General features: G+C 52.0%; 12 protein-coding genes. 10 read left to right on the top strand and 2 right to left on the bottom strand.

What is annotated here, in order from left to right; all coding sequences use genetic code 11:
- Positions 1–16 precede the first annotated feature (16 nt).
- The 6 genes from ACQGQ5_RS07535 (at position 17) to ACQGQ5_RS07510 (ending at position 7,617) form a co-directional block, all read left to right on the top strand.
- Positions 17–1,321, top strand: a complete 1,305-nt coding sequence (locus ACQGQ5_RS07535; RefSeq protein WP_455735916.1) for a S41 family peptidase — start codon at positions 17–19, stop codon at positions 1,319–1,321.
- Between the two features lie 265 nt (positions 1,322–1,586).
- On the top strand, positions 1,587–2,072 hold the full coding sequence (gene greA / locus ACQGQ5_RS07530; protein ID WP_455735915.1) for a transcription elongation factor GreA: 486 nt from the start codon (positions 1,587–1,589) through the stop codon (positions 2,070–2,072).
- A gap of 42 nt (positions 2,073–2,114) precedes the next feature.
- Positions 2,115–3,629 carry a lysine--tRNA ligase gene (gene lysS / locus ACQGQ5_RS07525; protein ID WP_455735914.1) on the top strand — a complete coding sequence of 505 codons (1,515 nt, stop codon included), beginning with the start codon at positions 2,115–2,117 and terminating at the stop codon, positions 3,627–3,629.
- 315 nt (positions 3,630–3,944) lie between these two features.
- Entirely contained in the window at positions 3,945–5,549 is a 1,605-nt protein-coding gene (locus ACQGQ5_RS07520) for a histidine kinase N-terminal 7TM domain-containing diguanylate cyclase (RefSeq protein ID WP_455735913.1), read from the top strand.
- A gap of 150 nt (positions 5,550–5,699) precedes the next feature.
- Positions 5,700–6,731 (top strand): helix-turn-helix transcriptional regulator, encoded by a 1,032-nt coding sequence (locus ACQGQ5_RS07515; RefSeq protein WP_455735912.1) that lies wholly within the window; start codon positions 5,700–5,702, stop codon positions 6,729–6,731.
- A gap of 112 nt (positions 6,732–6,843) precedes the next feature.
- Entirely contained in the window at positions 6,844–7,617 is a 774-nt protein-coding gene (locus tag ACQGQ5_RS07510) for a hypothetical protein (RefSeq protein ID WP_455735911.1), read from the top strand.
- Between the two features lie 98 nt (positions 7,618–7,715).
- Here the strand turns inward: ACQGQ5_RS07510 and ACQGQ5_RS07505 are convergent, their stop codons facing one another.
- Positions 7,716–8,108: a winged helix-turn-helix transcriptional regulator gene (locus tag ACQGQ5_RS07505; RefSeq protein ID WP_455735910.1), complete on the bottom strand. Its 393-nt coding sequence runs from the start codon at positions 8,106–8,108 to the stop codon at positions 7,716–7,718.
- A 142-nt stretch (positions 8,109–8,250) separates the two neighbouring features.
- On the opposite strand from ACQGQ5_RS07505, the gene ACQGQ5_RS07500 reads away from it, so the two are divergent.
- From ACQGQ5_RS07500 to ACQGQ5_RS07490, 3 genes are read left to right on the top strand one after another with little or no spacing between them, the layout of a single operon-like run.
- Positions 8,251–8,643 (top strand): pyridoxamine 5'-phosphate oxidase family protein, encoded by a 393-nt coding sequence (locus tag ACQGQ5_RS07500; protein WP_455735909.1) that lies wholly within the window; start codon positions 8,251–8,253, stop codon positions 8,641–8,643.
- A 26-nt stretch (positions 8,644–8,669) separates the two neighbouring features.
- Positions 8,670–9,755, top strand: coding sequence for a radical SAM protein (locus ACQGQ5_RS07495; protein ID WP_455735908.1), 1,086 nt, complete (start codon positions 8,670–8,672; stop codon positions 9,753–9,755).
- A 20-nt stretch (positions 9,756–9,775) separates the two neighbouring features.
- The gene (locus ACQGQ5_RS07490) at positions 9,776–10,195 is read left to right on the top strand and encodes a flavodoxin family protein (RefSeq protein ID WP_455735907.1); all 420 of its coding nucleotides are present in this window, start codon (positions 9,776–9,778) and stop codon (positions 10,193–10,195) included.
- A gap of 387 nt (positions 10,196–10,582) precedes the next feature.
- On the opposite strand, the gene ACQGQ5_RS07485 is transcribed toward ACQGQ5_RS07490, so the two are convergent.
- Positions 10,583–11,203: a Crp/Fnr family transcriptional regulator gene (locus tag ACQGQ5_RS07485; RefSeq protein ID WP_455735906.1), complete on the bottom strand. Its 621-nt coding sequence runs from the start codon at positions 11,201–11,203 to the stop codon at positions 10,583–10,585.
- A 226-nt stretch (positions 11,204–11,429) separates the two neighbouring features.
- Between ACQGQ5_RS07485 and leuC the strand changes: the two genes are divergently transcribed.
- Entirely contained in the window at positions 11,430–12,692 is a 1,263-nt protein-coding gene (gene leuC / locus ACQGQ5_RS07480) for a 3-isopropylmalate dehydratase large subunit (protein WP_455735905.1), read from the top strand.
- Positions 12,693–12,695 lie beyond the last annotated feature (3 nt).

Here is a 12,695-nt window from a genome sequence, read left to right as displayed (position 1 = left end):
GAATGATTGATTCGATATGAGCAGAAAGCTGACCTGGGGCGCGGCGGTTGCCCTCGTTGCCGTTACGGCCTCCATTACGGTTTCCCTCACCTATGTTTACGCGATGAGGAACTTCAACACCAAGGTCGCGGATGTCAACGCGCGCCAGGCGATGTATACCAAGCTGAGCGAGATCGACCAGAAGGCAAGGCAGGACTATATCGGTACGGTGGATGAAACCGCTTTGAACGACGGCATCTGCGCCGGATACGTGGCCGGACTGGGGGATTTACAGGCAAAATATTTGTCGGCAGAGAAATATAAGGCGTATGTCAGCGGAAACAGCGGAAAGAATATCGGCGTGGGCATCAAGACCGTCCGCGACAACGACGGCAATATGGAAGTTATTGAGGTCATGCCGAATTCGCCCGCCGAAAAAAGCGGAATCAAAAAGAGCGACACCATCGTCAGCATGGATGATAAGGAAATTGAGCGCATTACCTACGGCGACGCGCTCAATAAGCTGGACGGCGTTTCCGGCTCCAAGGTGAAGTTCGGCATCCTGCGCAGGACGGAGGACGCCGGGGCTTCCGGCGGGGCGGAAGCGAAAACGGAAAAGCTCAGCATTACCGTGACCCGCGCGGAGTACACCGAGCAGACGATCACCTCCTCCGTGATCAACGGCAACGTGGCCTATCTGAAAATCAGCGAATTTACCGATAACAACGCGGAGCAGTTCAACACGCTGCTCGCCCAGCGCATCAAGGAAGGCGCGGCGGGCGTTGTCGTCGACCTCAGAAGCAATTCCGGCGGAAGCGTGGGCGGGATGGCCGCCATGCTGGACACCCTTCTGCCCGCGGGCAATACGGTCAGCTACAGGAACAAGGCCGGAAAGGTCACCGTGGAGTATACCTCCAACGCGAACGAGGTCAGCCTGCCCATTTCGGTGATCGTCGACCGGAACACCTTTGGCGCGGCGGAAATTTTCGCGTCCGACATCAAGGACTACAAGAAAGGGCTGCTGGTCGGGGAAAAGACGGCGGGCTTCGGCACAAAGGATGAAGTGATGCCGCTTTCCGACGGGTCGGCGATTATCCTTTCCGTGGCGAATTACCTGACCCTGAACGGCAATGTCTTTAACGGCAAGGGCATTGACGCGGATGTCAGCAAAGAGCTCACCGACGCCCAGCGCGGACTGCTGGCGAAAAATCAGCTGGCGGGGGAGCAGGACGCGCAGCTGCAGGCCGCGGTTTCCGCGCTGATCCGGCAGGGAGCGAATGTTTCCCAGGCCCCCGGCGCCGCCGCGGAGGTACCGGCGGAAAGCGGAGCCGCGACGGACTGAACCGGTCCTGGGGATATGCGTTTGCATATCCCTGCTTTTTCTGGGAAATCCGCCCGTCGGGGCGGATTTTATTGACAGAACGGTACGGCATCACTATAATGTATTTATTATAGAAAAAGATAGCGATCCTGTTTGCAGTGACAGGTGAAAGGATGTTCCTCCCCCGCCCCCGGCGGGGGAGGAACATGGAATTATTCTGCCATTGCACGGGAAAACGCTGTAGAAAAAGTGCGAGAAAATTGCATTGAAAAGGTGGTTATTCTATATGGTTAAACAGGTAATCCTGACAAAAGAAGGCCTTGAAAAGCTTGAAAGCGAGCTGGAGGAGCTGAAAAGCGTCAAACGCAAGGAAGTGGCGGAGAAAATCAAGATCGCCCTTTCCTTTGGCGACTTGTCTGAAAACAGCGAATACGACGAGGCGAAAAACGATCAGGCGATCGTGGAAGCCCGTATTGCGGATATCGAGGTCATGCTGAAAAACGTCAAGGTGATCGACGAAGACGAGCTCAGCAATGAGAATATCCATATCGGCTCCAAGGTGGAGGTAAGGGTAACGAACCCCTCGACCGGGAACAGCAGCGTCGCCAACTATAAAATTGTCGGCTCGAACGAGGTCGACCCGGTGAACGGAAATATTTCCGACGAATCGCTGGTCGGAAAATCCCTTCTGGGCCACGGCATCGGCGATAAAATTGAAATTGAGGTTCCCGCCGGAACGATGGAATACGAGGTCCTCACCATCTCCAAATAACGTTTTCAGCGGGAGTGAATTTATGATTTAGGAGAGTTACAAATGAGCGAAACAATCAATGAGACGAAGGAAACCTGTCAGCCGGAGCAGGATATCAGCGAGCTGCTGCAGATCCGCAGGGATAAGCTGGCCGCGCTTCAGCGGGTCGGCAGGGACCCGTTTGCCATTACGGTCTGCCCGCGGGATACGACCGCGCAGGAAATCCGCCAGTCCTTTGAAAAGCTGGAAAACAGCGACGTATGCATCGCCGGCCGCATGATGAGCTGGCGCGACATGGGCAAGGCGAGTTTTCTGGATATCCATGACCGCACGGGCAGGATACAGGTTTACCTGAAGATCGACCAGGTGGGCGAGGAAAGCTATAACGATCTGAAAAGCTACTGGGACCTGGGCGACATTGTCAGCGTAAAGGGATATGTTTTCAAAACCCGCAGGGGGGAAATTTCCGTTCACGCCAAAGAAGTCAGGCTGCTCTCCAAATCGCTGCTGCCCATGCCGGAAAAATTCCACGGGCTAAAGGATACCGATCTGCGCTACCGCCAGCGCTACCTTGACCTGATCGTCAACCCGGAGGTGAAGGATACCTTTATCAAGCGCAGTGAAATCATAAGGACCATCCGCAGCTTTCTGGATGAAAAAGCCTACATCGAGGTGGAGACGCCCGTGCTCAGCAATATTGCGGGCGGCGCCGCCGCGCGGCCGTTTATTACGCATCACAATACGCTGGACATCGATATGTACTTAAGGATCGCGACGGAGCTGCACCTGAAAAGGCTGATCGTCGGCGGGATGGAGCGCGTCTACGAAATCGGCCGCATTTTCCGCAACGAGGGAATGGATGTCAAACACAACCCGGAATTCACCACCATCGAGCTTTACGAAGCGTACACGGATTACCGCGGGATGATGGAAATTACCGAAAATATGATCCACGAGTGCGCTGTGAAGGCGTGCGGGTCCGATCAGATCACCTATCAGGGCGAGGACGTCAGTCTGGCCCTGCCGTTCAAGCGCCTCTCCATGAACGACGCGATCAAGGAATACGCGGGAATCGATTTCCTTTCCTTCAAGGGCGACACCGAAAAGGCGAAAGCGGTCGCGAAGGAGCTGGGGCTTGTAACCAAGAGCACCGACAAATGGGGCGATATCATGTCGCTGGCGTTTGAGGAAAAGGTGGAGGAGCGTCTCCTGCAGCCGACCTTCATCTATGATTATCCGGTGGAGGTCTCTCCGCTGACCAAGCGCAAACAGGACTGCCCGGAGCTGGTGGAGCGGTTTGAGCTGTTTATTACCCGCCGCGAGCTGGCGAACGCCTACTCCGAGCTGAACGACCCAATCGACCAGCGCGGCCGTTTTATGCGCCAGATGGAGCTGCGCGCCGCGGGCGACGAAGAAGCCAACATGATCGACGAGGACTTCCTGACCGCTCTGGAGTACGGTATGCCGCCGACCGGCGGGATGGGCATGGGCATTGACCGCCTGGTCATGCTCCTGACCGACAGCGCGTCCATCCGCGACGTGCTTCTGTTCCCCACGATGAAGCCATTAGACCGATAATTACCCTAAAAACCACAATGCGCAGTGTTTACGATGCAAGACAAACACTAAATATAGACCTGCGTACTACAACTACAACTTTTGCGGCGAATCCTACGAAGTGGGACGACGCAACAAAAAAGGCTGAACCAACAATGATATGTTGTGCTCAGCCCTTTTTCATGCCCTTTATGTGCCGCAGATTGTGTACGCTGAAATGTGGAATCAGTTCCGGTTCACGGCCCTCCGGTTTCGCCTGTAAGACAGATTAATAGGGTGATTATTAGACTATGACCGAATCAATCTCGTAATTGTGACTGTAAATATTTGTGAAAAATGAGTATAATGATTATATATTCAGAGGGAGGGACCCGGATTCGTCATAGCTCCCGCATCCTGTCTTTCAAAAGTGGAGGTGAAATCATGCCAAATATATTTATTTTGGCTATTATGCTGTCAATGGGATTGGCAGCGCTGATGATGGTATACGCCATCGTTAAACATACTGTGGAAAAGTCCTTTTATCTGATTTTTCTTTCTGTCGCAAATTTCTTTTTTGTCTTTGGAAATTTGTTGGAGATGACTGCGCCAACGTTGGAAAGTGCTTTTTACGGCGTCCGCGTGCAGTATCTTGCAGCACCGTTTATTATGCCGCTGACCTATCTGTTTTACAGGGATTTTTATGGAAAAAAGAGAATGACGCCCCTTCAGCACGCCCTGTTTTTCCTTATTCCCGTTCTTGCGATGCTGTCCTTGCAGGCGTACCCCCTTGTGCGGCTGCAATACGGCGAGATCTGGTACACCACCAACGGACAGGTCGTCAATGTGCAGCACACCTGCGGTATTACCTATTATTTGAGCACCGCCCAGAACTACGTCTGCATTCTTTTAAGCCTTTGGCTCATCCTTGAACGGATTCGGCACGGCGGCAAGGGACAAAGGCGAAAAAGCCTTTTGATGCTGATGGGCGTGGCGGCCCCCATTGCGGCCAACGCAATTTACGTTTTCGGGGATGGTGTCCGCGGTTTCGATCTGACTCCGATTGCCTATATCACTTCTTTGGCCGTATTTCTTTATTTGGCTTTGGAGAATCATCTTTTGGACAGCCTCCCTCTGGCGCGTGCGCAGGTAATGGACGAATTGGAGGACGCTTTTATCGTATGCGACGATGATTTTCGCTTTTTGGACGCCAACCTGGCTGCCAGACGGCTGTTCCCGGAGCTCTCCAGCTTTTCGCAGGGCGAACAGATGGAGAAGCTGCAGGAATTTAAGGAAGAGAGAGAGATGCAAATATGGGCGGATGGTGAGGAACGGTATTATAAGGTTACCGCAACCCCGATTCTTCAAAACACAAAGGACAGCGGCGTGTGCATTGTATTCCGAAACGCCACGGCGGAATACAGGCTGCTTGAGAATCTCAAGCGTCAGGCTGAGTTGGACGGGCTGACAGGACTTTACAATCGGAGTACGTTCTTTGATATCGCAAAAGAGACGCTCCACCAGGACGGGAGGAGAAAGCTTGCGTTTGCTCTGTTGTTAATTGATGTGGATCATTTCAAACAAGTAAATGATACATATGGGCACCCTTGCGGCGACGCCGTTCTGAAAGCGCTTGCCAATACTGTAAAAGGTCACTTCCGCAGCGGCGATGTCATGGGGCGCTATGGGGGCGATGAATTTATTGTGCTGTTGGAGAATATTTCAGATGCACAGGCGGCAGTGGCGGCGGAAAAGCTTTGTAAAGCCATTGGGAACATCATGGTTTCTTGTCAGGAGAACAGTCTCAGCGTTACCATCAGTATTGGGGTTGCTCATCGCCCGGTTGGAGGGAGGCAAACGCTGGACCTCTTGTTGTCTCAGGCGGATGAGGCGCTATATCTCTCCAAAAACGGAGGACGCAATCGAATCAGGTTATATGGCGGAGATCCATGTGTTTTGTAAAGAGCAATTTAACTATGCACAGGTATGGTGGAACGAAAGATGGGATTTTGAAAAAGTTCGCGGCAAGTGAAAATGCGTTGACATTCCTGTAAGCTGATCTTATACTTACAATGTGGTTAGCTATTGCTAACCACAAAGGGGGATCAAAACATGACGAGCCGGAGCAGACAGGTAATTTCAGATGCGATTGATATTTTATCGCAGGCAGAACTGCCTGCTGTTTTTGACGGGACAATATTATACGGAACTGTCGAGGAAGATGAAAGCGCCTTGCGTTCTGACTGCAGGATATATCATCTGTCCAACGAGACGGGCGCCGGGCAGATCGCCGCTTATCAGGTTCTGGATGGAATAGAATTATTTTATAACGATATGCACATGGCCTATTGCAGTCAGAATCAGGCCTTCGCTAAAAATGTAATTGAAATTAACCATTGCCGCGTAGGACGATATGAGTGCTGCTTTGGAGAAAACAGCCTGTGCTATGCGGCTGCCGGTGACTTGTCAATCAGCGCGGCCATGAAGAAAAAATCCTTCTCATCGTTTCCGCTTAACCACTATCACGGCATTACGATTGTTATATCGATTGATGAGATTCCCCCCGAAGTTCGGCGGCTGATGGAGCTTCTCAGCATTGACCTGAATCACATTCAAAAATATATTTGCGAAGCGAATCGCTGCTGCCTGATGAGGGCCAGTCCTTCCATTGAGCACATATTTTCTGAATTATACCATGTTCGGGAGCATAGAAAACCGGGATACATGAAAATCAAAATCATGGAATTGCTTCTGTTTTTCAGCGATCTCGACAAAGCCGAGGAGGTACATCAGACAGATTACTACAATCAGGATCAGGTCAGGCGAATCAAAGAAATTACGGCTTATATGACCAGCGATTTTTCAAAGCACTATACGATTGAACAGCTTGCACGGACTTTTGAGATCTCCATGACCGCGTTGAAAGAATGCTTTCGCGGTGTGTATGGAACCTCCATTTACGCTTATCTCCGCACCTATCGGCTGCAAACGGCGCAGAAGCTGCTGATGGAAACAAAATTACCGGTTGCAGAAATTGCGCACAAAGTCGGCTATGAAAATCCCAACAAATTTTCCGCGGCTTTCAAGGGCCTGTATGGAAGTACGCCGACTGAGTTCAGAAAAGGCGTCCGTTTGGATAGATGAAGTCTGTTCAGGCATTCCCATAAGGGAGTAAATCCGATAAAATATTGGCATCGGTTAGCAATGACTAACCGATGCCAATGTTTTTTAATCCAAATTTTTAGGAGGAACTTAGATGAAGAAATTTGCGAGTTTATTACTTTCTCTGGCTTTAACGCTCTCCTTGCTGACTGGCTGTGGCAACACGGATGTAAACAGCAGTACATCGCCGGCAGAAAGCGCTTCCAGCTCGGCGGCAGCGGAAAGCGGCTCAGAGGTACAGACGTCCGGCGCGGCGGATAAAAATGAAGCCGTGGCCAATCAGCTTATGAAAGACCTGACCGGCAGCTATCAGGAGCTGTGGCCCGTGATTCTGGCAGACAAATATAAGCAGGTCTGGATTGATGACTGCGCGGCGATCGTCGGAAAGGATCATGCGCAAGCCGCTTATGAAAAATTAGTTTCTATGGTAACCGGAAAGGTCTACGGAGAGGACGCCGTTAAGGCTTATAAAAACGGCGGCGGCGTTTATTTCTGCGGGTTTACGCAGAATTTGAGCAAGCTGGAATTTGACGGTACTGCTTCTGTCATTCAGGGCTGCGACAAAGAGGGAAAAACGTTGTTCTCCCATACTTATCACTACATCGGCATGGAGGAGACTCGCGGCTTATATCAGTTTGAAAGCAATGACGCCGATTCCGGCGAGTTCACTTATTTCTTCTTCGCCCCGGACACCAGCAACACAACCTATCACATTGAATTCCGCTATGGCGGCGATGCGGACGCACTTGGCAAATACGACGCTGGAGAGTACGCCTACTGGCTCGCTTCCGGCATTTCAGCCGACTGCGATCAGGCCATGATTGAAAAATGCATCCAGCTTTTCTGCACTGAAAACCTGGCTCAATAAACAATAACCCGATTTTTGGTGGGGGTTGGATTTGTTCCGACCTCCACCACTTTTTATGGACTCATTGCCGTTGTTCATGGTCTTGTCCAGGGGGGCGTTTATACCGTCAAGTGACATTTTTCACAGTAAACGCCGCACGCTGTTTCCTGCTGCATATTTTCAGCAGCCCACGCCGCCATCTGACCGAGGGCGGGCAATATACTCCTGCCTTTTTCGGTTAAAGAGTACTCCACTCGCGGCGGAACCTCATTATATTGTTCTCTATGAACAATTCCCGCCGCTTCTAATTCTTTCAGCGATTGCGACAGCATTACATTCGTAATGTCGCCCAATCTCCTTTTTATGGTGCTGTATCTTACAGGAATACCGCCTGACAGCATACAAATGATCGGCAGCTTCCATTTGCCGCCGAAAATATCCAACATATACCGAATGGGACAAAGCAAGTCATCGATGCTTTGTCCCATTCCTGCTTTCTTTGCAACTGACATTTTTCAATCCCTCAATTCCAATAGTAAGTTTTTTAATACCTTATACGTTTTTTCTGCGTACTTGAAAATTTCTTATTTTGTAATAGAATTATATCACAGGGCAGGCCTGAATACAAGTTTTTCAAAAAGGAGCGCATCAGCAATGAAAGAAGTATTGGATTTTCTGAACAAAGTCGGCGTTTATTATCTTGCTACAGCGGAGGGCGATCAGCCCCACGTTCGTCCGATTGGTTTTGTCATGGAGTGCGGCGGCAAACTGTCTTTTTGCACGGGCAGCGGGAAAGCGATGTGTAAGCAGCTCGCAGCAAACCCGAAAGTCGAAATTGCCTGCTGTGACGGGGAGAATACACTCCGCATTTGCGGCAAGGCTGTGTTCGCTACATCGGACGAAACACAGGCAAAGGCATTGGAGGTTATGCCCTCGCTGAGCAGTCTGTATTCTGTGGGCGACGGTGTTTTCGAAATTTACTATCTTGACGATGCGAAAGCAGTTTGCTCCAACATGAGCGGCGAAAGTCAAGAGCTGACGATTTAACGAGAGGATAAGACGGTATGTGTGCCATGATAAATTTGAATGATTTTATGGATAATGGGATAAAAAATATTTCTGATACCGCGGGACGATTTTATTTAGGCAATCGCCGCGGGCAGGCATTTATGCTGCATACGGCATCCGCTCTCCGCAAAAGCGGAAAAGTAAGAAAGCAGTATGAAGAGAGCGGTACGCATATTCCGCCTTTTTTGATTGCGAGTATTGCGGCGGACTGTAATTTGCGGTGTGCTGGTTGCTATGCACGGGCGAACGGCGGCTGCGGCGGGGAAGTACGGGAGCAGTTAAGCGATGAGGATTGGCGGCGCATATTTCAGGAAGCTTCCGATATAGGCGTATCGTTTATACTGACTGCTGGCGGCGAGCCGCTTCTGCGCAGGGAAATTATTGAGGCGGCAGCAGAATTTGATAATATCATTTTCCCAATATTCACAAACGGAACGATGATAAACGAGGAGTACCTTAACCTTTTTGACCGTCACCGAAACCTGATCCCTGTGTTAAGCGTTGAGGGGAACGAAGAAAGAACCGACGCACGGCGCGGCAGAGGGGTATCGGAAAAAATAGGGAACGCCGCTGAAGCTCTCAGGAATCAAGGTATTTTATATGGAACTTCTATCACCGTAACCAGTGAAAACAAAGAGGAAGTGACCGAAAGCAGCTTTATCAGTCATTTGCGTGAGAATGGCTGCGGCCTGATATTCTTTGTTGAATATGTCCCCGCAGAAGAAAATACGGAACACTTAATTTTGAACGATCGCGAAATCAAAGAATTACAGGCTGGAATTGACGCTTTGCGGAATGATAAAGAGAATAAGGGGATGATTATGCTGTCTTTCCCCGGCGACGAGGAAGCTATGGGCGGTTGTCTGGCAGCCGGGCGCGGCTTCTTCCATATCAACGCCGCGGGAGGAGCCGAACCGTGCCCCTTTTCCCCTTATTCGGAAATGAACCTGAAGGAGCAATCGCTTTTGACCGTGCTGCAATCGTCGTTTTTTGAAAAGGTGCGTAAAATCAGTGCTGCGGAGGCGTTAAACCATAAGGGCGGCTGCACATTGTTTCAGCATGTGGATGAAGTTCAACGAGCTTTACAATAAAGAAAGGCAGGGATTATAGGATGAACATTGCTGTACGTTATTATTCCCGTGGGGGCAATACAAAAAAAGTGGCCGATGCGATCGCAAAAGCGGTTGGTGTTGAAGCGAAAGACTGTTCCGTACCGATTAACGGGCCGGTTGACCTGCTGTTTTTGGGCGGCTCCGTTTATTGGGGCGGAATAGACAAAAATCTGAAGCAGTTTATAGCGCGGCTTAAACCGGAAAACGTGAAATGCGTTGCTGCATTCGGCACATCCGCATTAAAAAAGGAACCGGACGGGGAAACGGAAAAACTTGTGGAAGGCAGAAGTATCCCGGTATCAAAGCATAGCTTTCATTGCCGGGGGGCATTTTCGGCCATGCACAAAGGCCACCCTGACAGCAGCGATTTGAAACAGGCTGCGGCCTTTGCCGCCACCGCATTGAAGGACTTGAAGTAACGGTTGTTTTTACTTGCCTGGAAGGAGGGTCCCATGTTAAAGCTGACCCGTTCGGAAAAGATTATATGGAAGCAATCTATGTATTTACCAGGCGTACAGGGCCTGTACTTCTGTTGACATTGCAAATGATAGGAAGTATTCCAGGCCGAGCGTCACGAAAGCCATTCAAAATCTGACAACGAAAGGCCATGTAATGAAAACGGCGACGAGATAGTGTTTACCGAATTAGGGCAGAACACAGCGGAATATATTTTTTGCAGCGATGTTGGGAGAAAGTTTCTGCTAAACCCACCGTCATCGGAGGGTGCCAAACCCTGTGGTCTCAAAGTGGGTTGGATTACAATCGGGGGTTTTTGCAAATCCCCGCGATGAAGCCCAAAGAATGAATCATTCTCCGATAAAGGCTTTCAGTCCCGCCTCATCCAGAATCTGCACCGCCCGGTAGCGGGCGGCGGTCCAGCCCCTTTGGGCGAACCGGGTCAGGATGCGGCTGACGGTCACGCGCGACACACCCGCGAGCCCGGCCAGATCGTCGTGGGTGGCGGACACGGTTCCGTTTTTTTCCAGGCTGAGCAGCAGCCGCGCAAGCCGCTGGTCGGCCTGCAGAAAGGTCATGGAATTGACCTGGGCGGAAAGCATGCGGATGGTCTGCGACAGATAGGTGAGCAGATACATGGCGAGCTGCGGCTCCCGGCGGATACAGTCCATCAGGCTTTGCCGGGTGACCGTGATGATCTCGGATTTTACCAGCGTTTTGGCGCTGGAAACCCTCGGCATTCCGTCGAAAAAGGCCGCTTCGCCGAAGATGCTTCCCGGCTCCAGAACGGTGAGGGTTTTTTCCATGCCGTTTTCCGAGCTGAGGAAAATTTTTACCTTTCCGCGCTTTAAATAATAAAATTCACCGGCGGGGGCTTCCTGCCAGTAAATCATACGGTCTTTCCCGTAGCTGCGGGGCGTGTGGGATCTTTCCAACACGCCCCCTATGTTTTTCTGTGGGAAAAGCTCCATTTTCCAGCCCTCCTGTTTCTTTTTTGCGCCAATCTGCGGCCGCAGACCAAATCGGCGTTTCTCCCTGTCCCGGGACGGGGGAGAAACGATAATATTTGCATAATTGTATCACATGTTACATTCTTTTTTCAAGTTTCCTGCCATAATACGATTAATGACACGGACGCAGTCCGCCGCCCGGTGCGGGAACGGTGCGAAGGCGGACGGATGATAGGAGGATATCACGATGGGAATGACGATGACGCAGAAGATTCTGGCCGCGCACGCCGGGCTGGAGCATGTGGAGGCCGGGCAGCTGATCGAGGCGAAGCTGGATCTGGTGCTCGGCAACGACATCACCTCGCCGGTGGCTATCAACGAGTTTGAAAAATGCGGGGCTTCGTCGGTTTTTGATCAGGATAAAATCGCGCTGGTGCTGGACCATTTTACGCCGAACAAGGACATCAAGGCGGCGGAGCAGTGCCGTCAGGTGCGCGGCTTCGCGGAGAAATACAGCATTACCAATTTCTTCGACGTGGGGCAGATGGGCATTGAGCACGCGCTGCTGCCGGAGCAGGGACTGGTCGGCCCGGGTGACTGCGTCATCGGCGCGGACTCCCACACCTGCACCTACGGCGCGCTCGGCGCGTTTTCCACAGGCGTCGGTTCCACCGACATGGCGGCGGGCATGATTTCCGGAAAGACATGGTTCAAGGTCCCTTCCGCCGTCCGGGTCGTGCTGAAAAACAAACCCGCCAAATGGGTCGGCGGCAAGGACGTGATCCTGCACCTGATCGGGATGATCGGGGTGGACGGCGCGCTGTACCGCTCGCTGGAATTCACCGGCGAAGGGGTGCGGGCGCTTTCGATGGACGACCGTCTCTGCATCGCCAACATGGCGATCGAGGCCGGGGCCAAGAACGGAATCTTCCCGGTGGACGAAGTGACGCTTGCCTACGAAAAGGACCGCTTCCAGCGGGAGCCGGCGGTCTACGCGGCGGACGAAGACGCCGTTTACGACGAGACCTATGAAATCGACCTGTCGCAGCTCAGGCCGACGGTTGCGTTCCCGCATCTGCCGGAGAACACCAGGGTCATCGACGACGTGGGGGAGATCAGGATCGACCAGAGCGTCATCGGCTCCTGCACCAACGGGCGGATCGAGGACCTGCGCATCGCGGCTTCCATCCTGAAGGGCAGGAAGGTGGCCAGGCACGTGCGGTGCATCGTCCTGCCGGGCACACAGGCCATTTACCTGCAGGCCCTGCGCGAAGGGCTGGCGGAAATTTTTGTGGAGGCAGGCGCCGTGTTCAGCACGCCGACCTGCGGCCCCTGCCTGGGCGGGCATATGGGGGTTCTGGGCAAAGGGGAACGCGCGGTTTCCACGACGAACCGCAATTTTGTGGGCCGCATGGGACATGTGGAATCGGAGGTATATCTTGCCAGCCCGGCCGTTGCCGCGGCGAGCGCCGTGGCGGGCTGTATTGCCGACCCGGATAAACTGGACTGAGGA

This window comes from Caproiciproducens sp. (genome assembly GCF_053840905.1).
Note: the sequence above shows the minus strand (reverse complement) of the source record. Positions and strands in the feature narration are given on the sequence as shown.